A 23,474-nucleotide genomic window follows, 5' to 3' on the forward strand; every position below is an offset into this window, starting at 1 on the left:
AAAATTAGGATTGTTTATACTGAGTTGAGCGACCCATTAATAACAATTATCCGCTTTAATTTATAACTCAATTTACTTTTATACTCCAGTTTAAATTAATTGATATATGTGTTGGTCAGTAAATTCATTAATTATATATTTGCTTGCTGAAAGTTATTTTGACAAAATTAAAATCATATATAAGTTCACAAATCGTCAACATGCTTAGTGAAAATTAGCAAGTGTCTGATTCTATATGGGCTGAAAGAGTAAGGTTCGAGTCCCGTCCAGACCGCGAAAAGCACTTCATTTATGAAGTGCTTTTTTTGTTTTAGTTTTATTGCAACAATGTATGTGGCTGTCAATTTAAAGAAGTGTAGAGTATAAATAAAAGTATAAGTTAGCTCAGGGTAGTTAATTTTTATTTTTAACTTTTGTAAGGAGTGTTCTTTGTATTTTTTTTGTAGCGTAAAATAAAAATATTTTTTTTCAAAATTGTTGCAAAAGTTTAAAAAAGATGTATATTTGCACTCGCTAATCGCAAATAGAGCGAAGCAAACTCCTCCTTAGCTCAGTTGGTTAGAGCATCTGACTGTTAATCAGAGGGTCCTAGGTTCGAGTCCTAGAGGGGGAGCAAAAAGAGTCTTATCTTAATTGATAAGACTCTTTTTTATTTTGTAGGTAAAAATATTAACTTTTAAGAGGTTAAGTCTAAAAGTTGTTTGGTTTTTACATCTATTATGTTTAGGTAAGAAAAATCTACGTTTACTTTACATGCAGTTTGTACTTTTGGCCTTTGTTTTAAGTGGATTCTATCTTTGGTGTCTTTGTTGAGGTGACTCTTATATTTTCTTTAATTTTGGTTTAAGAAAAGAGTTTACAATTAATTTTTATGAATAGGAATGGTTTTTAAAGGTAAACCTTATTTTCTTTGTGTTTTTTGTTTTAAAATGTAAGGATAGAGTTTTATTGTTGTCGTAAATTTACGATAATAGGTAGTAAAGTAATGGACTTTAAACAAGCGCTTATTTTTGCGTTTTTTGGCTATTATGAAGGATCTGCAAAGAAAACTTTATAAAGTTGCTTAAAATATTAAAAACATTTGGAGCTTTGTTGAGTTCTATATTTTAAAAGTACATTTTAAACTCTTTAATTTTTTTATTAGACTGAAATAGGGGGTTCGTATTTTTTGAGATAGTAATTTAGAGTGGAGTATAAGTTATATAAGAACATAAAATTTGTATTAAGAAAGTTTATGTAATTACATCTGTCTTGTATTGAATACTGAGAGAAAAAATAGTCTTAAATATTTAAGAAGTTCATCAAAATAAAAAAAAATATTAGTTAAATTTGTAGTCAATTTCTTCAGGGCAGAGTGTAATTCTCTACCGGCGGTGATAGTCCGCGACTCCTTGCAAAAGGACTGATTTGGTGGAACTCCAATACCGACAGTTAAAGTCTGGATGAGAGAAGAAAGGTTTATTACTTAACTATACAGTTGATTTGCATCAGTTGTGTATTGTATTGTTGTACACTTTGCTCAGAAGAATTAATATAAATACTTAAAAGTAGCAAAGATGAATAGTTTAAATGCATTTGGAAAAGACAGCGTAGAAAGAGTTAATAATGCTGTTGAAAAATTACAAAAAGGTTTCGGAATTTTATTGGTAGATGATGAGAGCAGAGAAAATGAAGGTGATATCATTTTTTCAGCAGAGAAAATGACGGAAAAAGATATGGCTTTAATGATCCGTGAATGTAGCGGGATTGTCTGTCTTTGTTTAACAGAAGAAAGGTGTGAAAGTCTTGAGTTAAGACCAATGGTTATTGATAATACAAGTAAAAATAAGACAGCATTTACGGTATCAATAGAAGCAAAAGAAGGCGTTACTACAGGTGTGTCTGCAAAAGATAGATTGCAAACAATAAAAACGGCTATTTCGGTAAATGCCAAACCAGAAGATTTATCACATCCCGGACACGTATTTCCTTTATTGGCGCAAAAAGAAGGTGTTTTTACAAGACGAGGTCATACAGAAGGAAGTATCGATTTAATGAGGTTATCAGGTTTAAGAGATGCTGCTGTTTTGTGTGAATTAACAAATGTAGATGGTACAATGTCTCGACTACCTGAAATTTGTGCTTTTGCGAGCAAGCATGATATGACAGTTGTTACCATTGAAGATATTTATCAATTTAGATTGATGACTGAAAAAAAAATAGAAGAGCTTGAAACGGTAAATTAAAAATAAAGCGCATACATTATTAGCCGGTTTAACCAGTTTTTAAAGTTGTTATTGATTCTAAAAATCTATTATAATGGCTAATAATGTTGCGTTTTCTTATTTTATTGTTACTGGCTGCTCTTGCAACATCTAGAGGGTATATTTGGTAATATATTTCCTCCTATCTATAGTAAATTCGTTATTTATTAAATAATGGAACTTTACTTATAGTATTCAAATGAAAATAAGAAGTCAAATAGAACAATGTGTAAATTATTTAATAGTATCTCCAATGGTGATACTATTTTTTTCTTGTAAAGCAGAAGTAGTAAAATTACCACCACCTAATATTGTTTGGTTAGTTTCAGAAGATAATTCGATGCATTATCTTAAAATGTTTAATAAAAATGGTGTTAAAACTCCAAATATTGAAAGTTTGGCCAATCAAGGTTTGGTGTATACACATGCTTTTTCAAATGCTGCAGTTTGTAGTGCAGCACGATCTACTATAATCTCCGGAGCTTATGGCCCGCGTTTAGGAGCTCACTATCATAGAAAGGTAGAAAAGGTAACGATGCCTTTAGGAGCAAAAATGTTTCCTGCTTATTTAAAAGAAGCGGGGTATTATACTTCAAATAATAGTAAAGAAGATTACAATATTATAAAAACGAATGATGTTTGGGACGATTCTTCAAAAAAAGCAAGTTGGAGAAATAGAGAGGATGGACAACCTTTTTTCCATGTATACAATAGTGGAATCACTCATGAAGGAGCTGTTCATTTTAATCAGAAAACTTTTGAAAATAAAAAAACAAAGACAAGTTTAGAATCCTTTAAAGTACAGCCAAACCATCCAAATACAAAATTATTTAAATATACAAATGCCTTGTATAGAGATAAAATGATTAAAATGGATACTCGTATGGGAGAAGTAATTCATCAACTAAAAGAAGATGGTTTGTATAGCAGTACTTTTATTTTTTATTACGGAGATCATGGTGGTGTATTGCCAGGAAGCAAGGGATATTTGTATGAAACGGGTTTGCATGTTCCAATGGTAGTTCATGTGCCTGAAAAGTATAAACATCTTGTAAATAATAAATTAGGAGAAAAAGTAGAAGGGTTTGTTAGTTTTGTAGATTTAGCGCCAACGGTATTAAACCTTGCAGGAATTGAAATTCCTAAGGAGTTTGATGGAAAACCATTTTTAGGAGAAAATGTTACGGCAGAAGAAATTAATAAAAGAAATGAAACATTTAGTTATGCTGATCGGTTTGATGAAAAATATGATATGGTTCGGGCTGTTAGAAAAGGGAAATACAAATACATAAGAAATTACCAACCTTTTAATTATGATGGTTTAATGAATGCTTATCGTTATAAACAATTGGCGTATAAAGAATGGGCGGCTTTGTTTAAGGAAGGAAAACTGAATGCAGTACAATCGCAGTTTTTTAAATCGAAAAAAGTAGAGATGCTTTTTGATGTGGAAAAAGACCCTTTTGAAACTAATAATTTGGCAGAAAATAAAGACTTTCAACAAGTTGTACTTGAGTTGAGAAATAACTTAAACAACCGCCTTTTAAAAATGCCAGATTTATCCTTTTATCCTGAGCATTTTTTAATTAAGAACGCTTTTAAAAATCCTGTTAAATTTGGTCAAGAACATCAAGAAGCTATTTCAAGATATATAAAAATTGCTAATTTAAGTTTGTCGAATTTTAATGATGTAAAACAGAAAATCGAAGAAGCCTTAAACTCAAATGATGCTTGGGAACGCTATTGGGCTGTGATTGTTTGTAGTAGTTTTGGAGAAGAAGCCAATGAATTTACCTTAAAAATTAAAGAAATAGCTAAAAATGATGCAGAAGCAATTAATAAAGTAAGGGCTTTAGAGTATTTGGGCTTGTTTAACAAAGAAAATACATTGGGTAAAATAGCACAAGTTCTTTATAAATCGGATAATGTTGGTGAGGCTTTATTAATCTTAAATACCATGGTTTTATTAACGGATAATGATTTTGGTTATAGTGAAAATTACAATTTCCAGCTTCTTTCTAAGAAGGTTACCAATAATCAAGATGTAAAAAATAGAATCAAATATTTAGCCAACAAATATTAAAAATAAACAAATGAAAAAAATATCAATAATACTGTTACTTGTTTTTGTGGTTGGAGCTTGTAAGTCTAAAAAACTAACGGAAGTTGCTCAAGTATCGTCAGCTGTAGAAAAATCTATACATAAAAAACCTAATATTATTTTAATTTTTGCCGATGATTTAGGGATTGGGTTATTAGGTCAAAATGGACAAAAAATAATAAAGACTCCTAACATTGATAAATTAGCAAACGAAGGTATTCGTTTTAATAATGCATATTCTAATATGTTGTGTGCGCCGTCAAGAGCCTCTTTAATTTCTGGGTTGCATGATTGTCATGAAAATAAGTTTGACATAACTTCTGGTGCAGTTTATAAGAAATTAAGTACCGGAAAAGCTACGTTAAGTGAAATTGAAAAAGGAATTAATAAAGTACTAAAACCTGTTGATGAGAATGCTGTTTTTTTAGGAACAGTTGCTAAGGAAGCTGGATATAAAACAGCACAAGTTGGTAAGTTAGAATGGGGTTTTTCTGCAACAGATGCGCAAATGAAACGTCATGGTTGGGATTATTATTATGGTTATTTAGACCATGCGAGAGCGCATGGTTTTTATCCTTCATTTTTATTTGAAAACGGACAAAAAGTTGATATTCCGGGAAATACACTAGCAAATTCAGGGAAATCTCACGAACCTGAAACAGCAGAAAGTTATAGAGAAAGACATGATATGACTGGTAAAAAAGTGTATTCTCAAAACTTATTTATGGAGAAAACGCTAAACTTTATAACTGAAAATAAAGGCAATCCGTTTTTTCTATATTTCCCAACACAATTACCTCATGGACCCGTTTCTATACCAAAAGTGCATCCAGATTTTGTAAATGATGAGAGGTTAACTCCAATTGAAAAAGAATATGCATCAATGGTAAAAATGTTAGATGATAATGTTGGAGAGATTATGCACAAATTAAAAGAAGAAAATATTGCAGACAATACCATTGTAATATTTATGTCTGATAATGGTCACGAAATTTATTACGGACAAAAAGGAAGAGTTCAAAAACCGTATACCAATATGAAAACGGGAAAACGATTTGATGATTTAAACGATAAATATTATAGCGACCTAGGTGGCGATGTTTTTGATGGTAATGGGGGTAGAGCAGGTTTAAAAAGAAGTAATTTACAAGGAGGTATTAATATTCCTTTAATTTTTAATTGGCCTAATAAAATTAAACCAGGTTCTATTAGCAATCGATTGGTGGCTAATTATGATATTCTTTCTACCATTGCAGATATTACAGGTTTTGATAAGCCTGTTAATACAGATGGAATTTCATTTTACAACGAACTTTTAGGAAATCAAGCAACAAAACAACACGATTTTGTTGTTTATTCTTCTTATACGGGGCCAACATTAATTACAAATGATGGATGGAAAATAAGGTCGTATTTGAAAAAAGATGTATTTGAAATTTATTATTTACCAAACGATTTTAAAGAAGAAAAGAATCTTTCTCAGCAAAACCCAGAAAAATTAGAAGAACTGAAACAAAAATTATTAACAGCTTGTGAAGGAGATTTTAATAATGGACTTTATTCTTCAAAAAATAAAGAAATTAGAATTAAGCTACCTTAAAAAAATAAAAACACTATTTAAGGATAGTAATTCAATTGTAAAAGAATTAGACACTCTTTAAAACACAACGAATATCCATTTTATATATATAAACTAAAGAATATGAAATTCAAAATAAGTATTATAACAGCTTTGTTGGTTGTTTCTAGTGGTGTAAAAATTACCGCCCAGAATTCAAATATAAATAGTTCAAAAAAGCCTAATATCATTTATATTATGGCAGATGATTTGGGGTATGGAGATTTAGGTGTAAACGGTCAGAAAAAAATTAAGACGCCAAACATAGATAAAATGGCTTCTGAAGGAATGCAGTTTAAACAGCATTATGCTGGTTCTACAGTTTGTATGCCGTCTAGAGCTGCTTTATTAACAGGAAAACACATGGGGCATAACTCCGTTAGAGAAAATCCTAATTGGACTGCTACGGGAAAAGCTGTTAATTTATTAGTAGAAGATGTTACGGTTGCTGAAGAGTTAAAAAGAGCAGGTTATAAAACAGGAATTATTGGTAAATGGGGATTATCTGAAGGTGGTGATGATGCAAATTTACCACTAAACCAAGGCTTTGATTATTTTTATGGGTATAGAGATCATGGAGATGCTCATCATTATTATCCTAAAGTTTTATGGGAAAATAACAAACCTTTTGATACGGGGAATATTGTAATGGAAAAGAAAGGAACTTTTTCGCACGATTCATTTGTAGAAAAAGCCAAGGATTTTATTATTGAAAACAAAAAGGAACCTTTCTTTTTATATTTAGCTTTTACGCTGCCTCATTATGAACTTACTGTGCCAAAAGATTCAAAAGAGCAGTATAAAAAACTGCATTGGGAAGAACGAGAACTAAAAGTGAAACCAAATAAAGGATATCAGCATGATAAAGATGGGCACGCTACGTATGCAGGTATGGTTTCTAGAATGGATGGAGATGTGGGGGATTTACTTGCGTTGTTAAAATCATTAAACTTAGAAGAGAACACAATGGTGGTGTTTACAAGTGATAACGGCCACGAATTTGATAAAAACTTTTTTAATAGTAATGGTGATTTTAAAGGTAAAAAACGTGATTTATACGAAGGTGGAATTAGAATCCCATTTATGGTACGTTGGCCTGGAACAATTCAGCCAAATTCGCAATCAACACATATTTCTGCGTTTTGGGATTTTTTACCAACTGTTTGTGACCTTGCAGGTATAAAGCCAAGTGATAATGCTATAGACGGTATTTCATATTTACCAACATTGTTAGGAAAAGAGCAAAAGAAACACGATTATTTATATTGGGAATTTAATGAAGGGAAAGGACCTATACAAGCCATTAGAAAAGGAGATTGGAAAGCAGTGAAATATCTAGAAAAACCATTAGAGCTTTATAATTTACCGAATGATATTGGAGAGGAACATAATATTGCAAAAACAAATCCTAAAATAGCTACAGAGATGCTTCGTTTAATGAAGGAGGCAAGAACCGAGAATGTTAATTTTCCGTTAGAATATCATGAAAGAGTGTTGAAAAAAATGAGCAAAAAAAAATCTGCTAAAAAATAATCGTTTTAATGTTTTTAAGGTGATGCTCTATTAGTAAATGAATTTAGCGTGTAAACCTATTGTTATAAATAGAATAAACTGATGAAAACCACACTGAAATATATTTTTATAGGGTTCATTTTTCAATTTTCTTTTGGTCAAGATAAAGAGGTTTTAAAAGTGACTATTTCTCCTGAAATTGAATTTCAAACCATTCATAATTTTGGAGCATCAGATGCTTGGGCTGCTCAATTTGTTGGTCATTGGCCTTCAAAGAAAAAAAATGCAATAGCAGATTTGTTGTTTAGTTTAGATCTTGATGCAACAAATTCGCCAAAAGGAATCGGTTTATCTGCTTGGAGATTTAATATTGGAGCAGGAAGTTCTGAGCAAGGGCACTTAAGTGGTATAAAAGATTCTTGGAGAAGAGCAGAAGGTTTTCTACAAAATGATTTTAGTTATAACTGGAATAACCAATCGGGACAACAATGGTTTTTAAAAGCAGCGAAACAAAGAGGTGTAAAAGATTTTATAGGTTTTGTAAACAGTCCTCCGGTACAATTAACTAAAAGCAAGAAAGCATATCCATCAAACCCAAATTTCTCGAATCTATCAAAAGAAAATTATGAGTATTATGCTATTTTTTTAGCTGAAATTGTTAAGAATTTAAAAAGCCGTTTAAATGTCGACTTAAACTATATAAGTCCTTTTAACGAGCCGCAGTGGGATTGGGTAAAAGGAAATCAAGAAGGTTCTCCTTGGAACAATGATGAATTGGCAATGGCTACAAGAGTTATTGATGCTGTTTTTAACAAGCAAAATATAAAAACAAAGTTAGAGATATCAGAAGCAGGAGCAATTGATTATTTAACCTCAGAAAAGAATAAATTTAAAAATAGAAGCAATCAAATAAATGAATTTTTTAATACAGAAAGTAGCTATTATCTAGCAGATTTAAGTTCTTTAGCTTTAAAATTTGCAGGGCATAGTTACTTTACTACTTGGGATATTTCTAAATTAAAATTAGAAAGAGAAAAAATAGCTCAGAAGTTAAAGGGGTATGAAAACCTTGAGTATTGGATGACAGAATATTGCGTTTTAGAAAACAATAAGGAAATAAGAGGCAAGGGCAAAGATTTAGGAATGAAAACCGCATTATATGTGTCAAGAGTAATTCATGCGGATTTAACAATTGCAAATGCAAGCGCTTGGCATTGGTGGACGGCTTTAAGTGCGTATAATTATAAAGACGGGTTGGTTTATGTTGATAAAAATAAGAATGATGGTGCGTATTCAGATTCTAAACTACTGTGGGTATTAGGTAATTACTCCAGATTTATTAGGCCAGAAGCCAAAAGAATAAAAGTTGATTATGCTAGTTTAAATTCTATTGATAATTTAAAAGAAGGAGTACTCATTTCAGCATATAAAAATATAGATAAGAGTATTGTAGTGGTTATTGTTAATCAGCAAGAAGAAGCTGCAAACTTAAATGTTTTACTAGACGCTATATCAACATTTAAATCACTTAATTTCTACACTACAAATGGAACTTTAAATCTGCAAAAGGTACCATTAGAAAGAAATACTAAAACACTACATATTTCGGGTAAATCTGTAAATACATTGGTTTATATGAAATAGGTTAGAGGTGTTTTATAATTGCTCTTATTGAAATGTAAAAATGTAGTTAATTCCTTTCTTTTTTGAGTTAAATACATTTTAGATGTTGTTATTTTTTGTTTTGTGTAAAAAAAATGTTAAAAACATGTATTCTTATTAATTTTCAGATATTGTGGTTTTGTTTGGGTTTAATTAGTTGTAAATAAGTGGTTTAAATACGTTAATCTTGAGTAGGTAATTTTAGTTTGCAACATTAATGCCCCTTTTTAGAGAATCGTGCTTGTGCCTTATCTTATAGATTTGTTTCAATCATTTGTTGTAATGATGAAATCAAACTATAAAATAAATTATGAATTAGTATGAAATTAAAACTAAGTATTTTATTACTGTTTTGTTGTGGTTTTATGTCCTTAAAGGCGCAAACCACCATTTCAGGAACAGTTACAGACGAAACAAAAGAACCTTTGCCGGGAGTTAATATTATGGTAAAAGGAACCAATCGGGGTGCAAATTCTGATTTTGACGGAAAGTTTACGATTAAAGTTTCTAAAGGAGATATTTTACAATTTTCATTTTTAGGCTTTGTCTCTCAAGAAATTTTAATTGAAAATCAAAAAGTATTAGAAGCAGTCTTAAAAGAAGACTCACAACAATTAAATGAAATTGTCATAATAGGTTATGGATCTACTGCTAAAAAAGATTTAGTTTCTTCTGTTTCTTCTGTAAAGGCAGAAGTGTTACAAAACCAACCAGTAGCAAGGTTAGATCAAGCGTTACAAGGTAGAGCTACCGGAGTTTCTGTAACCTCTAATAGTGGAGATCCTGGTTCTGGGTCTACAATTAGAATTAGAGGTAATAGTTCTATAAATGGTAATAATAACCCATTGTATGTTGTAGATGGCTTTATTGTGGGTACCGGTTTTAACTTAAATACTTTAAACGTAAATGATATTAAATCTGTAGAGGTTTTAAAAGATGCTACTGCATTGTCTATTTACGGAACAAGAGGTGCTTCTGGGGTAATTTTAGTAACTACTAAAAATGGTACAGAAATTTCTAAAGGAAAACCAAAAATTAGTGTTAATAGTTATTACAGTATTCAAGAAGTAGCTAATGAAGTTGATCTTTTAAATGGACAAGATTATGTAGCTTATATTAATGAAGCAGGTCAATTTAATCCGAATTTAAATAACGGTTTCGGAGGAACAGATCCAACTTTACCTTTGTTATTTAATGAACCAGGAGAGATAGAAACTACCGATTGGTTAGACGTAGTTTCTCAAACAGGACATATTATGAATACAGATTTCTCTATTATGGGGAATTCAGAAAACTCTAATTACTATATTTCTTTAAATCATTTTGATCAAGAAGGTATTTTAAAAGGATCTGGTTTAGAAAGAGTCACTTTTAGAACCAATATTGATGTAAGACTTTCTGATAAGTTTAAAACAGGAGTCCGTTTAAATGCAACTCATTATAAAAAAGAAAATAATAAAATTAATTACTCGAGTATTGTTTCAAGTGTTTTACCAATTAGAACAATTTATGATGATGAAGGGAATTACACAGGTATAAATCCAATTAGTTCTGCTACAGAAAGAAACCCTGTTGCAGATGCAGCGTTAAGAGTAGATCATGATTTAGTGACCAAGTTAATTACGAATGGATATGTAGAATATGAGTTATTTGAAAACTTTAAATTGAAATCTACCATTGGAGCAGAGTTAACACATACAAAATATAACGATTACCTTCCTGGAGCTTTACCAGACAGACAAATTTCAAATTCTGGAACAGGTTATGCAAATATTGCAACCAACTATTCTAAAAGTATTTTAAATGAAAATACGTTTACGTATGACTTTGGTTTGGAAGATCATTCAATTAAAGTATTAGGAGGGTTTACATGGCAAAAAGATAATAATGAGAGTACTGTTTCGCAAGCGGATGGTTTTCCTAATGATGCTGTATTATTTAATAATCTTGCTTTGGGTGATGCAACACTTTATTTTGCAAACTCAGGGTTTAGTCAAAGAACATTGTCTTCTTTTTTAAGTAGAGTAGATTATGGTTATAAAAGTAAATATCTTTTAACATTAGTTGGTAGATACGATGGTTCTTCTGTTTTTGAAGAAGGTAATAAATATGCATTTTTTCCTTCTGTAGGTCTTGCTTGGAATGCAAGTGATGAAAGTTTTATGGAAAACATTGATGTTATTGATAAGTTAAAAGTTAGAGGTAGTTATGGTGTTGTAGGAGAGCAAGGTGTAAGTGCTTATAATTCTATTGCAACCTACAATAACACCACAAATGTTTTTAACGATAATGTTGTAAACGGTGTTCAATTAGGTTCTGTGCCAAGTGATGGCTTAAAATGGGAAACAACCAAACAATTAGATCTTGGTTTTGAAATTAGTCTTTTAGATAATAAAATTTCATTTGAAGCAGATTATTATAAAAAAACTACTGAAGATTTATTATTAGCGAAAGCTTTATCTGCACAAGCAGGTGGAGGTACTCAGTTACAAAATGTAGGTTCTGTAGAAAATAAAGGTTTTGAGTTTTCTTTAAACACTATTAATATTGATAAAAAAGATTTTTCTTGGAACTCAACATTAACAATTTCTACAAATAGAAGTAAAGTTTTAGAATTAGATGGTAGAGATTATATCGATTTACAATCTACAGGAAATCAAGGAGGTACTTCTGCAAGACTGATTGTTGGTAAGTCTATGCCTGTATTTATTGGCCTTAATTATTTAGGGACTTATAAAACTGCCGAAGAAATTACTGCAGATGGTAGAGAAGGAATGTCTTTTATTGGGGGACCAAGATTTGAAAACTTAGATGATAACCCAACTTGGAATGATGAAGATGCAAAAATAATAGGGAGTCCAGAACCAGATTTTTATGGAGGTTTTAGAAATACATTTACCTATAAAAACCTTTCTTTAGATGTCTTTTTTCAAGGACAATACGGAAATGATATTTTTAATATTAGAACGCAGACATCTTATTACGGTAGAGGAGAACAAAACTTAGATTCAAGAGTTTTAGATCGTTGGAAAGAAGGAGTAAATGAAACTTCAGATATCCCAAGAGCAGGTGCTTCTACAAGTTTATTTAACCCTAATAGTACTGTTAATATAGAAGATGGTTCTTTTTTAAGATTAAAAACAGCTACGTTAAATTACAATTTACCTTTAGAGAAAATTGGATGGGAAAATACATTTAGTGGATTTAGTGTTTATGCAACAGGAACCAATTTGTTTTTATTATCTAAATTTAAATTAGGAGATCCAGAAGTAAGTAATTTTAGTGCAGGTAGTGGGTTAGGTTCAGTGTCTCAGGGTTTTGCTGCTGGTACTTATCCGTATGCAAAGTCTATTACATTAGGATTAAAAATGGAATTTTAAAAAATAACAAAATGAAAAATATATTAAAAAATAAAGTTGTCTTAGTTTTGTTAGGGCTATTTACATTGGTTTCCTGTGATAGTTTTCTAGAGGAAGACTTAAGGAGTTCAATTACGCCAGAAAACTTTTTCAATAATGATAAAGAGGCAGAATTAGCTGTAAACGGAATTTATACATTATATCATAATAATAATTTATATAGACAAAGAGGTTTAGATGATTATTATACACACGGTGCAGATGTTGTAGGACCAAGTAGAAATGTAAACGGTACAATTCATAATTACTTAATAGCAGAAGGAGTTGCTGATGGTAACGGTGTTTGGTCTCAATTATACGAGGTGGTAAACGGTACTACAGAGTTTTTAGCAAATATTGATGGTAATGAAAAACTTACCGAAGCAAACAGAAACCAAGCTGTTGGTGAATTATTGTTTTTAAGAGCTTTGGCTTTTTATCATTTAACAAATTTGTGGGGAGATGTTCCTTATTTTAGAGAAATGCTAAACCCAATTGAAGCAGGTGAATTAGGTCGTTATGACAAGGACTTGATAAGAACAGATATGAAAGCAGATTTAGAAAGAGCGGTAACTTTATTGCCATCATCTTATTCTGGATCTGATTTGGGTAGAGCAACAAAATGGGCTGCCTATACTTTAAAAGCAAAGTTTCATTTATTTGATAAAGAATGGTTGTTAGCTAAAAATGCTTGTGATGAGGTTATCAATAATTCTCCACATACATTATTAGATAATTATGCAGATGTTTTTAATCAATTAGATCCAGAAAACTCTATTAATAACGAGCATATTTTTATTATCGATTTTAAAGCAGATGAACTAAATACAACAAGAACGGATGATTACAATCCTCGTATTAGAGATGAGCCTTCAAACAGAAATGACAATGCTGTAGATGCATTGGGGAACCCTGTATTAAAAGCTAACGGAACACAAATGAAACGTTGGGAATACTTTCAAAGTCTAATGTTAGAGCAAGAAGAAGACATGCAAGGGTATGGTTGGTCTATACCGTTACCAGAATTAGCAGATAGAAATAATTGGCAAGCAGGAGATTTACGTTATGATGCAACCATCGTTTCAGAATACTTAGGTTTTGAGCTTAGTTTTCCATATTTTAGAAAAAACTGGAACTTAGATCAAGTAAATTCTTTAAGAGGAAATCATCATGAAAATTATATTGTTTTTCGTTTAGCAGATGTTTATTTAATGGCTGCAGAGGCAGAAAATGAATTAAATGGCCCTGGAAATGCATATCCTTATGTGAATAAAGTTAGAGAAAGAGCTTTTGAACCAGATCAACCTTGGAGTGGGATGTCTCAAACATCATTTAGAGAGGCAATGTATTCTGAGAGAAAGTTTGAACTTTCTGCAGAAGGACATAGAAAAATGGATTTAATTAGATGGGGAATATTATTAGACGTGGTTAAAAGTACCGTTCATAGAAATTGGAACAATCCTGCGGCAAATATTCAGCCTTATCACGTTTTGCTTCCTGTACCACAAGCGCAATTATTGCTGAATCCCAATTTATTATTATCAGATCCCTCAAATAATGGCTATCGTTAGAATTATATAGTTTTTTAAAAAGAAAAGAGTGTAAATGGAGTTATTTACACTCTTTTTTTTTAGTAGTCAGTATAAATACTATATAATTAAAAAAGGGAACATAATTTATTAGGTTATCTTTTTATTTAATATTAAAAGAGGTGATGCCTTATGAGTTGTTATTTTTTTTTAATTACAAATGTTGGATATTCAGATTAGGTTTTATTGTTTGTAGATAATTAGAAACTTAATTTTTTTTAAAGAGGTGAATTTTTATCAAAAAAAACAAAAGAATAAATAAAAATAAAAATATTTCACTTTTTGTTTGGTATATCTAAAATGTGTGTTATATTTGCAGCCGCTTAGGGCAATTAGCTCAGTTGGTTCAGAGCATCTCGTTTACACCGAGAGGGTCGGGGGTTCGAATCCCTCATTGCCCACCAAAGTAAAATCCTTCACATTTTGTGAAGGATTTTTTGTTTTTAATAGTTTTTGATAAAGAGTCCAATGATTCTTTATTATATTTGTTTCTTTAAAAAAAAGCTAAAAGATTTCTTAATGGATATAAAGTTGTCAAGAAAAAAAATACTTGTAACAGGAGGTGCTGGTTTTATAGGTTCTAATCTGTGCGAGGCTTTACTTGAAAAAAATAATACAGTAATCTGTTTAGATAATTTTTCTACAGGAAAAAGAGAAAACATCGCTTCTCTTAAAGAAAACTTAAACTTTACATTAATTGAAGGAGATATAAGAAATCTAGAAGATTGTATGTTAGCTGCTTCTGGTGTAGATTATGTTTTACATCAAGCAGCATTAGGTTCTGTTCCTAGGTCTATAAAAGATCCTATTACTACAAATGATGTGAATGTTTCTGGTTTTCTAAATATGTTAGTAGCAGCAAGAGATAACAATGTAAAAAGATTTGTTTTTGCGGCGAGTTCATCTACCTACGGAGATTCAGAATCGTTACCAAAAGTAGAAGGTGTTATTGGGAAGCCGTTATCACCTTACGCAGTTACCAAATATGTAAATGAGTTGTATGCAGATGTTTTTGGTAAAACGTATGGCTTAGAAACAATCGGTTTAAGATATTTTAATGTTTTTGGAAGAAAGCAAGATGCTAATGGAGCGTATGCTGCGGTAATACCTAAGTTTGTAAATCAGTTTATGGGTTTAGAGTCTCCAGTTGTAAATGGTGATGGATCTTTTTCTAGAGATTTTACATATATAGACAACGTTATTCAGGCAAACTTACTAAGTTTAATTGCAGATAAAGAAGCTGCAAATGAAATTTATAATGTTGCATTTGGAGATAGAAACACTTTAATCGATTTATGTGATTCTTTAAAAGAGTTTTTATCTAATTATAATCCAAAAATAAAGGATGTAGAAGTGGTTTTTGGACCTAATAGAATTGGAGATATTCCACATTCTCACGCAGATATATCAAAAGCTAAGAAATTATTAAATTACAACCCAAAATTCTCTTTAAAAGAAGGTTTAAAAGAGTCTATAGATTGGTATTGGGAAAACTTAAATAAATGAGTAAAATTAAAATAGGTGTTATTGGTTTAGGCTATGTTGGCTTACCATTAGCAAGACTTTTTGCAACAAAATTTTCTGTTGTTGGTTTTGATATCAATCAAACTAGAATAGAAGAACTTGGACAAGGAAAAGATGTTACAAGAGAAATTTCTAAAGAACTTTTAAATAAAGTAATTCTTAAAGAAAATAACAACGATTTAGGATTATTTTTTACATCAAAATTAGAAGATTTAAAAGATTGTAATTATTTTGTAGTTACGGTTCCTACTCCAGTAGATAAAAATAACAGACCTGTTTTAACGCCTTTAATAAAAGCGAGTGAAACGGTAGGTAGTGTTATTAAAAAAGGAGATATTGTAATTTATGAATCTACAGTTTATCCAGGGGCAACAGAAGAAGATTGTGTGCCAATTTTAGAACGAGTTTCTGGTTTGGTTTTTAATGAAGATTTTTATGTAGGATATTCTCCGGAAAGAATAAATCCGGGTGATAAAAAACATACTGTAGAAAAAATATTAAAAGTTACTTCTGGATCTACGAAAGAAGTAGGTGAAAAAGTAAATGATTTATATGCGTCTGTAATTACAGCAGGTACACATTTAGCGCCTTCAATTAAAGTTGCAGAAGCAGCAAAAGTTATAGAGAATTCTCAGAGAGATATTAATATTGCCTTTGTAAATGAGTTGGCTAAGATTTTTGGGTTGATGGATATCAATACACAAGATGTTTTAGAAGCAGCAGGAACAAAATGGAATTTTTTGCCATTTAAACCAGGTTTAGTTGGTGGGCATTGTATTGGTGTAGATCCTTATTATTTAGCTCAAAAGGCACAAGAATATGGCTATCATCCAGAAATTATTTTGGCAGGTAGAAGAGTCAATGATGGTATGGGTAGATATGTAGCATCGGAAGTTGCTAAATTGATGATTCAGAGAGATATTGAAGTAAAAGGAGCTGAGGTTTTAGTTTTAGGAATCACTTTTAAAGAGAACTGTCCGGATGTTAGAAACACAAAGGCAGTTGATCTTATCTATGAATTAAAAGATTACGGAGCAAACGTAACTATTTTTGATCCTCATGCAAATTCAAAGGAGGTTGAAAAAGAATATCAGTTAGCGTCTAGCGTTGTTTTACCAAAAAAGAAATTTGATGCTGTCATTTTAGTAGTGGCACACAAAGAGTTTCTAAGTTTGGATTTTGCTGATCTAAAAAAAGAAAAATCAATTGTATACGATGTTAAGAATTTTTTAGATTCTAAGCATGTAGATAAGTCACTATAAAGAAATGAAAAATTTTGCATTAATAGGTGCTGCAGGATATATTGCGCCAAGACATTTAAAAGCGATTAAGGAAACGAATAACCAATTAATAGCGGCTTTAGATAAGTTTGATAGTGTTGGTGTCATGGATAGTTTTTTTCCGAAAGCAGATTTTTTTGTAGAATTTGAAAGATTTGATCGCCATATAGAAAAATTAAAAAGAGGTGGTACGCATTTAGATTATGTAAGTATTTGTACACCTAATTATTTGCACGATTCTCATATTAGAATGGCTTTAAGGAGAGGTGCAGATGCTATTTGTGAAAAACCTTTAGTTTTAAACCCTTGGAATGTTGATGCTTTAAAAGATATCGAAAAAGAATCTGGGCAAAAAATAAATACAATTTTACAATTAAGATTGCATCCCAGTATTATTGCTTTAAAAAACAAAGTAGCGCTAGAGAACAAAGCAGGTAAATACGATGTAGATTTAACTTATATTACTTCTAGAGGTAAATGGTATGATATTTCTTGGAAAGGAGATGAAAGTAAATCAGGAGGAATTGCAACAAACATTGGGGTTCATTTTTATGACATGCTTTCATGGATTTTTGGAGAAGTTCAAGAAAATATAGTGCATCTTAGAGAGAAAGATAAATCGGCAGGGTATTTAGAATTCAAAAATGCTAGAGTACGTTGGTTTTTATCAATCAATGAAGAAGATTTACCGCAAGAAATTAAAGAAAAAGGACAAAGAACTTTTAGATCCATTACTATAGATGATCAAGAATTAGAGTTTAGTGCTGGTTTTACAGATTTACACACCAAGAGTTACGAACAAATATTAAAAGGAAACGGTTTTGGGTTAAAAGAGTCGGAAGCATCCATAAAAATTGTTCATAATATACGAAACACATCCATCAGTACAATTGGAGAAAAACACCCGTTTATTAAGTAAAAAAGATTTTCTAAGTTAAAATCAACTTATTTATAAAACATGTAGTTTTTACTTAAGGTAAGGATGTTGCCTTAAAAAGGGAGCGTCATAAGATTGTATTATTTTGAATAAAAATAATGAAAAAAAAGAATCTATTCATTTTCGGCACAAGGCCAGAAGCTATTAAAATGGCACCTTTAGTTAATCAATTTTTAGCCGATAAGAGGTTTGAAACTAAGGTTTGTGTTACAGGTCAACATAGAGAAATGTTAGATCAGGTTTTAAGTTTTTTTGATATTACTCCAGATTTCGATTTGTGTTTAATGAAACCAAATCAGAATTTATACAACTTAACAGGAGAAGTAATTTCTGGGTTAAAACCTATTTTAGAATCATTTAAACCTGATTATGTATTTGTTCATGGAGATACCATGGCAGCAAGTGGAGTTGCTATGTGTTAATTAGAATGTTGTAGGCGTCCTTGTCCTTATGTAGAATTGGCAACAAAGAATATTATTCCGTTTTTAAAAGAAGACGATTTATATATTATAGAATCTACTTCGCCGATTGGTACTACAGAAAAAATGAGAAAACTTATTTATGATGTAAGACCAGAGCTAAAAGATAAATTAAACATTGCCTATTGTCCGGAAAGAGTTTTGCCGGGAAATGTAATGCATGAGTTGGTATATAATGATAGAGTAATTGGTGGGGTAGATGAAAAATCTACCCAAAAAGCAATTGATTTTTACAAGCAATTTGTAAAAGGAGCATTGCATGCTACAAATGCAAGAACAGCAGAAATGTGTAAGTTAACAGAGAATTCCTCTAGAGATGTGCAGATTGCATTTGCCAATGAGCTTTCATTAATTTGCGATAAAGCAGCTATAAATGTTTGGGAGTTAATTAATTTAGCAAACAAGCATCCAAGAGTTAATATACTGCAACCTGGTTGTGGTGTTGGAGGGCATTGTATTGCTGTGGATCCTTATTTTATTGTGTCAGATTACCCAATGGAATCTAAGATTATAGGTACTGCTCGTGAGGTGAATAATTATAAGTCTTTTTGGTGTGCAGAAAAAATTCAGACAGAGAAGTTGAAATTTGAATTAAGGCATGGTAGAAAACCAAGTATTGCCTTAATGGGATTGGCTTTTAAACCCAATATTGATGATTTGCGTGAATCTCCAGCAAAATACATTGCTCAGAAAGTTTTACAAAACACCAATAATGAAGAATACTTTATTGTTGAACCAAATATTACAGAACATAATGTTTATAAAATTACAAATTATAAAGAAGCCTTTAAAAAAGCAGATATTGTAGTGTATCTTGTTGCTCATAATGAATTTAAAACATTGCCTGTAGATTCAGAAAAGGTGGTTTTAGATTTTTGTGGTGTTATCAAATGATTAAATTTTGAATTAAAAAATTTATTAAAAATTAGTTTCTTTTATCGAGTCATTCTTAAAAATAAGTACAATAGAATGTAAATATAGCAATGAAGGCGTTAGTGCTAGATATTTTTTAAAATTTGATGTATAAAACTGCTGTTTTTTTAACAATATGAAAGTTTCGCTTTTTGTATCTCAATATGAATAAGGTTTTGTGTTTAGGTTGAGTTTATTTTTTTGATTATTAGTGGTTTAAGTGTGTGTTTTTTTTGTTTTTATTTCTGATTGTATTTTTAATTGAAATGACCGCAGTGTAGGTGGTCCTTTGTTTATTAAATAATTAACATATATTTGCATAAAAAATAAATTTATGAAAGTAGGTATTACCTTTAGTGCTTTTGATTTATTTCATGCTGGACATGTAAAAATGTTAGAAGAAGCAAAAATGGAATGTGATTATTTAATTTGTGGATTACAGACAAACCCAACTTTAGATCGTCCAGAAAAAAATATGCCAGTTCAATCTGTAGTCGAGAGATACATTCAGTTAAAAGGATGTAGATTTGTAGATGAAATTGTTCCTTACGCAACAGAGCAAGATTTAGAAGATATTTTAAGGTCTTTTAAAGTGGATGTGCGTATTATAGGAGATGAGTACGCTAGCAAGCAATTTACAGGAAGGAAATATTGTGAAGAAAAAGGGATAGACCTATTTTTTAATAAAAGAGAACACCGTTTTTCTAGTAGTGGACTGCGTAAAGAGGTTCAAGAAAAAGAAAATCTAAAAAAAAAAGATAAGTAGGTTGTTATTTATTAAAGATATTTTTTTTAATATTAGCTAAAATAATTTACTTATTTTGTTTAGGAAAGATAGGGGGAAAAACCTTTTTTGCTACTAGAAATTAAACATATATTTGCAGAAAAAAATGAAAAAACTAATTATCGTATCCGGGTATTTTAACCCAATTCATAAAGGACATTTAGAATATTTTAATAATGCAAAAGCTTTAGCAGATGAGTTGTTCGTAATTGTAAATAGTGACTTACAGCGAGGTTTAAAAGGATCTAAAGAATTTCAAAAAGAAGAAGAGCGTTTATTTATTGTAGAAAATATTAAATCGGTAGATAAAGCAATGATTTCTGTAGATAATGATAGAACTGTTTGTGCCTCTATACGTTTTATTCATGAGAAGTACGGAAAAGAATATCAGATAGGTTTTGCAAATGGAGGAGATCAAGATAATAATTCAATTCCTGAAGCACCTGTTTGTAAAGAATTAAATGTAGACTTAATTGATGGTTTAGGAGATAAAATTCAATCTTCGTCTTGGTTGTTGAATAATAAATAGGTTCAAACTCTCTTAGTTTTATTGAAATATGAAGTAGTTACTTAAAATATAAATAATTTCTAAAAGAAAATCATTTTTACATTATTAAGGGAGTTTATGATTGTTATTTTTTTAGTAAATAAAATAGGATTTAATTCTTTACAAAATGTAAAGAAAGATTAAAATTTAAATAATATGAATATTACTGTTATCGGCTCTGGTTATGTTGGGTTGGTTTCTGGAGCTTGTTTTTCTGAAATGGGAAATAAAGTGATTTGTGTAGATGTCGATCAGCAAAAAATTCAAAAATTAGAGCAAGGAATCATTCCTATTTTTGAGCCAGGTTTAGAACAGATGGTTTTAAAGAATGTAAAAAATAAAAATTTGTTTTTTACAACCAATTTAGGAAATGCTATTAGTGACGCGGAAATTGTTTTTATTGCTGTTGGTACACCAATGGGAGATAATGGTTCTGCAGATTTACAATATGTTTTAGCTGTAGCAAAGTCTATTGGAGAAACAATGAATAAAAGATTAATAGTTGTTGATAAATCTACTGTTCCTATTGGTACAGCAGATAAGGTAAAAGTAACTATTCAAGCAGAGCTTGATAAAAGGAATGAAAATATAGAGTTTAATGTGGTTTCAAATCCTGAGTTCTTAAAAGAAGGAGCTGCTATAGATGATTTTATGAAGCCAGACAGAGTGGTGATTGGGGCAGATTCTGAGTATGCCTTTGAGTTAATGAAACAATTATATTCACCTTTCTTTAGAACTCATGACCGTTTTATAACAATGGATATTCGTTCTGCTGAAATGACTAAATATGCAGCGAATACGATGTTAGCAACAAAAATTTCATTTATGAATGAGATTGCAAATATTTGTGAAAGAGTAGGCGCTGATGCCAACATGGTTAGAATAGGTATAGGTTCAGATAAAAGAATTGGGTATAGTTTTATTTACCCAGGTGTCGGTTACGGAGGTTCTTGTTTTCCTAAAGATGTAAAAGCTTTAAAGAAAATTGCAGAAGAAAATGGATACAAAGCAAACTTAATAGAATCTGTAGAGAATGTTAATGATGCTCAGAAATTAGTGATTTCAAATAAAATTGTGAAACGTTTTGGAGAGGATTTATCAGGTATGACTTTTGGTTTATGGGGACTAGCTTTTAAACCAGGTACAGATGATATGAGAGAAGCACCATCAATCTATACTATAAAAGAATTGGTAAAAAGAGGGGCAAAAGTAAAAGCTTATGATCCTAAAGCGGTAGAAGAAGCAAAATTGCTTTATTTAAAAGGAGTCAAAAATTTAACGTATTCTGCTTCTAAGTATGAAGTCTTAAAAGGAGCAGATGCTTTAATTTTATTAACAGAATGGAAAGAGTTTAGATCCCCCGATTTTGTAGAAATAAAACAACAACTAAAAAAACCTATCATTTTTGATGGTAGAAATCAATACAATGCCTTTAATTTAGAAGATAAAGGATTTGAATATTTTCAAATAGGGAAATAAAAAAAGATGAAAAAAAATACTAAAATTTATATAGCAGGTCATAGAGGTATGGTAGGTTCTGCAGTATGGAGAACTTTAGAGAAAAAAGGCTACACAAACTTATTAGGGAGATCTAGTAAAGAACTTGATTTAAAGGATCAAGAAGCAGTGTTAAATTTTTATCAAACAGAAAAACCAGTAGTTGTTATAGATGCTGCAGCAAAAGTAGGAGGTATTTTAGCAAATAATAATTTTCCATATCAGTTTCTGATGGAAAATATGCAAATTCAAAACAATCTAATAGACAGTGCTTTAAAATCTGGTATAGAGAAATTTATATTTTTAGGGAGTTCTTGTATTTATCCAAAATTTGCTCCACAGCCATTAAAAGAAGAGTATTTATTAACGGACTCTTTAGAGCCTACCAATGAATGGTATGCCCTTGCGAAAATTACTGGAGTAAAAGCTTGTCAAGCTATTAGAAATCAGTTTCAAAAAGATTATGTAAGCTTAATGCCTACGAATTTATATGGGACACATGATAATTTCGATTTAAAATCATCTCATGTATTACCTGCAATGATTCGTAAATTTCATGAAGCTAAAAATAACAATAATTCGGACGTAACTTTGTGGGGTAGTGGAACTCCCATGCGTGAGTTTTTATTTGTAGATGATATGGCAGAAGCTGTTGTATATGCTTTAGAAAATGAATTACCAGAATATTTGTATAATGTAGGTTCTGGTAAAGATATTACCATAAAAGAATTGGCAGAAACCATTCAAAAAGTAACTGGACATCAAGGTGCTATTGTTTGGGATGCAGAAAAACCAGATGGTACACCAAGAAAATTGATGGATGTTTCTAAGATGAAAGATATTGGTTGGCAATATTCTACAGAATTAGAAGAAGGAATTAAAAAAACTTATACTTGGTTTTTAGAAAATATAGAAAATTTTAAAGAAGTTAAATTATAAAATCCGTTTTTCGTGTTTCGTTGACCGTTAATCGTCCAACGAAAATCGAATAACGAGTAACGAAAACCGAACAACGAAAAAAAATATGGAATGTAAACTAGAGGTTTGGAAATTAGCGCATCAGTTAACTCTTGATGTATACGAAGTTTCAAAAAACTTTCCTTCTTCAGAAAAATTTGGGTTAACCAATCAACTAAGAAGAAGTTCTAGTAGTGTTCCAACAAATATAATAGAAGGGCAAGGGAGGCAATATAAAAAGGAATTTATTCAGTTTTTATATATTGCTAAAGGCTCTTTGGAAGAAGCAAATTATCAATTGTTTTTGGCAAAAGATTTAGAGTATATTTCTAATGAACAATATATGAAATTGTTTGACTTTTGCACAAGAATTAAAATGATGTTATATAAATTAATAAGTTCTTTAAAGTAGTTTTTTGGTCTTTCGTTAACCG

Annotated in this window: 15 protein-coding genes, 2 tRNA genes, 2 pseudogenes and 1 riboswitch; all 19 genes and pseudogenes read left to right on the forward strand. The window is 30.7% G+C overall.

Translation table 11 applies throughout. The features are described from left to right. The first annotated feature begins 539 nt into the window (after nt 1-539). The 19 genes and pseudogenes from WHD07_RS15570 (at nt 540) to WHD07_RS15660 (ending at nt 23,452) form a co-directional block, all read left to right on the forward strand. Nucleotides 540-613, forward strand: a tRNA-Asn gene (locus WHD07_RS15570). Nucleotides 614-1,336: 723 nt separating this feature from the next. After that, a riboswitch (FMN riboswitch) is annotated at nt 1,337-1,458 on the forward strand. A 98-nt stretch (nt 1,459-1,556) separates the two neighbouring features. Next, nucleotides 1,557-2,225 (forward strand): 3,4-dihydroxy-2-butanone-4-phosphate synthase, encoded by a 669-nt coding sequence (gene ribB / locus WHD07_RS15575; protein ID WP_343329122.1) that lies wholly within the window; start codon nt 1,557-1,559, stop codon nt 2,223-2,225. Between the two features lie 217 nt (nt 2,226-2,442). After that, nucleotides 2,443-4,326 (forward strand): sulfatase, encoded by a 1,884-nt coding sequence (locus WHD07_RS15580; RefSeq protein WP_343329123.1) that lies wholly within the window; start codon nt 2,443-2,445, stop codon nt 4,324-4,326. Between the two features lie 10 nt (nt 4,327-4,336). After that, nucleotides 4,337-5,944, forward strand: a complete 1,608-nt coding sequence (locus WHD07_RS15585) for an arylsulfatase (RefSeq protein WP_343329124.1) — start codon at nt 4,337-4,339, stop codon at nt 5,942-5,944. A 102-nt stretch (nt 5,945-6,046) separates the two neighbouring features. Beyond that, on the forward strand, nt 6,047-7,495 hold the full coding sequence (locus tag WHD07_RS15590) for an arylsulfatase (RefSeq protein WP_343329125.1): 1,449 nt from the start codon (nt 6,047-6,049) through the stop codon (nt 7,493-7,495). Nucleotides 7,496-7,576: 81 nt separating this feature from the next. Continuing rightward, nucleotides 7,577-9,118 (forward strand): glycoside hydrolase, encoded by a 1,542-nt coding sequence (locus WHD07_RS15595; protein ID WP_343329126.1) that lies wholly within the window; start codon nt 7,577-7,579, stop codon nt 9,116-9,118. A gap of 338 nt (nt 9,119-9,456) precedes the next feature. After that, nucleotides 9,457-12,516 (forward strand): TonB-dependent receptor, encoded by a 3,060-nt coding sequence (locus WHD07_RS15600; RefSeq protein WP_343329127.1) that lies wholly within the window; start codon nt 9,457-9,459, stop codon nt 12,514-12,516. 11 nt (nt 12,517-12,527) lie between these two features. Next, a complete protein-coding gene (locus WHD07_RS15605) occupies nt 12,528-14,105 on the forward strand; it encodes a RagB/SusD family nutrient uptake outer membrane protein (protein ID WP_343329128.1) in 1,578 nt (525 codons plus the stop codon). A gap of 344 nt (nt 14,106-14,449) precedes the next feature. After that, nucleotides 14,450-14,527: transfer RNA gene (locus WHD07_RS15610), tRNA-Val, on the forward strand. A gap of 115 nt (nt 14,528-14,642) precedes the next feature. Beyond that, nucleotides 14,643-15,629, forward strand: a complete 987-nt coding sequence (locus WHD07_RS15615) for an SDR family oxidoreductase (protein WP_343329129.1) — start codon at nt 14,643-14,645, stop codon at nt 15,627-15,629. Next, entirely contained in the window at nt 15,626-16,909 is a 1,284-nt protein-coding gene (locus WHD07_RS15620; protein WP_343329130.1) for a nucleotide sugar dehydrogenase, read from the forward strand. The genes WHD07_RS15615 and WHD07_RS15620 overlap by 4 nt, the downstream gene beginning before the upstream one ends. A gap of 4 nt (nt 16,910-16,913) precedes the next feature. Continuing rightward, nucleotides 16,914-17,846: a Gfo/Idh/MocA family oxidoreductase gene (locus WHD07_RS15625; RefSeq protein WP_343329131.1), complete on the forward strand. Its 933-nt coding sequence runs from the start codon at nt 16,914-16,916 to the stop codon at nt 17,844-17,846. 116 nt (nt 17,847-17,962) lie between these two features. Next, a pseudogene (locus WHD07_RS15630) lies at nt 17,963-18,268 on the forward strand (UDP-N-acetylglucosamine 2-epimerase); the annotation flags it as partial. A 45-nt stretch (nt 18,269-18,313) separates the two neighbouring features. Further along, nucleotides 18,314-19,237, forward strand: a pseudogene (locus WHD07_RS15635) (nucleotide sugar dehydrogenase); the annotation flags it as partial. Nucleotides 19,238-19,589: 352 nt separating this feature from the next. Beyond that, nucleotides 19,590-20,021 (forward strand): adenylyltransferase/cytidyltransferase family protein, encoded by a 432-nt coding sequence (locus WHD07_RS15640; protein WP_105047729.1) that lies wholly within the window; start codon nt 19,590-19,592, stop codon nt 20,019-20,021. Between the two features lie 124 nt (nt 20,022-20,145). Next, nucleotides 20,146-20,568: an adenylyltransferase/cytidyltransferase family protein gene (locus tag WHD07_RS15645; protein WP_343329132.1), complete on the forward strand. Its 423-nt coding sequence runs from the start codon at nt 20,146-20,148 to the stop codon at nt 20,566-20,568. A gap of 174 nt (nt 20,569-20,742) precedes the next feature. Further along, nucleotides 20,743-22,065 carry a UDP-glucose/GDP-mannose dehydrogenase family protein gene (locus WHD07_RS15650; protein ID WP_343329133.1) on the forward strand — a complete coding sequence of 441 codons (1,323 nt, stop codon included), beginning with the start codon at nt 20,743-20,745 and terminating at the stop codon, nt 22,063-22,065. A gap of 6 nt (nt 22,066-22,071) precedes the next feature. Then, complete coding sequence (locus WHD07_RS15655; protein WP_343329134.1) at nt 22,072-23,022, forward strand: GDP-L-fucose synthase; 951 nt, start codon at nt 22,072-22,074, stop codon at nt 23,020-23,022. An 85-nt stretch (nt 23,023-23,107) separates the two neighbouring features. Then, a complete protein-coding gene (locus WHD07_RS15660; RefSeq protein WP_343329135.1) occupies nt 23,108-23,452 on the forward strand; it encodes a four helix bundle protein in 345 nt (114 codons plus the stop codon). Nucleotides 23,453-23,474 lie beyond the last annotated feature (22 nt).

The sequence above is a fragment of the Polaribacter staleyi genome (assembly GCF_038024045.1).
Taxonomy (GTDB): domain Bacteria; phylum Bacteroidota; class Bacteroidia; order Flavobacteriales; family Flavobacteriaceae; genus Polaribacter; species Polaribacter butkevichii.

What these genes read in the sequence shown, in the direction of transcription:
- WHD07_RS15580 (WP_343329123.1), top strand. Translation starts at nt 2,443, where the DNA reads ATGAAAATAAGAAGTCAAATAGAACAATGTGTAAATTATTTAATAGTA.
- WHD07_RS15605 (WP_343329128.1), top strand. Translation starts at nt 12,528, where the DNA reads ATGAAAAATATATTAAAAAATAAAGTTGTCTTAGTTTTGTTAGGGCTA.
- WHD07_RS15615 (WP_343329129.1), top strand. Translation starts at nt 14,643, where the DNA reads ATGGATATAAAGTTGTCAAGAAAAAAAATACTTGTAACAGGAGGTGCT.
- WHD07_RS15595 (WP_343329126.1), top strand. Translation starts at nt 7,577, where the DNA reads ATGAAAACCACACTGAAATATATTTTTATAGGGTTCATTTTTCAATTT.
- WHD07_RS15660 (WP_343329135.1), top strand. Translation starts at nt 23,108, where the DNA reads ATGGAATGTAAACTAGAGGTTTGGAAATTAGCGCATCAGTTAACTCTT.
- WHD07_RS15655 (WP_343329134.1), top strand. Translation starts at nt 22,072, where the DNA reads ATGAAAAAAAATACTAAAATTTATATAGCAGGTCATAGAGGTATGGTA.
- WHD07_RS15640 (WP_105047729.1), top strand. Translation starts at nt 19,590, where the DNA reads ATGAAAGTAGGTATTACCTTTAGTGCTTTTGATTTATTTCATGCTGGA.
- WHD07_RS15650 (WP_343329133.1), top strand. Translation starts at nt 20,743, where the DNA reads ATGAATATTACTGTTATCGGCTCTGGTTATGTTGGGTTGGTTTCTGGA.
- WHD07_RS15625 (WP_343329131.1), top strand. Translation starts at nt 16,914, where the DNA reads ATGAAAAATTTTGCATTAATAGGTGCTGCAGGATATATTGCGCCAAGA.
- ribB (WP_343329122.1), top strand. Translation starts at nt 1,557, where the DNA reads ATGAATAGTTTAAATGCATTTGGAAAAGACAGCGTAGAAAGAGTTAAT.
- WHD07_RS15600 (WP_343329127.1), top strand. Translation starts at nt 9,457, where the DNA reads ATGAAATTAAAACTAAGTATTTTATTACTGTTTTGTTGTGGTTTTATG.
- WHD07_RS15645 (WP_343329132.1), top strand. Translation starts at nt 20,146, where the DNA reads ATGAAAAAACTAATTATCGTATCCGGGTATTTTAACCCAATTCATAAA.
- WHD07_RS15620 (WP_343329130.1), top strand. Translation starts at nt 15,626, where the DNA reads ATGAGTAAAATTAAAATAGGTGTTATTGGTTTAGGCTATGTTGGCTTA.
- WHD07_RS15585 (WP_343329124.1), top strand. Translation starts at nt 4,337, where the DNA reads ATGAAAAAAATATCAATAATACTGTTACTTGTTTTTGTGGTTGGAGCT.
- WHD07_RS15590 (WP_343329125.1), top strand. Translation starts at nt 6,047, where the DNA reads ATGAAATTCAAAATAAGTATTATAACAGCTTTGTTGGTTGTTTCTAGT.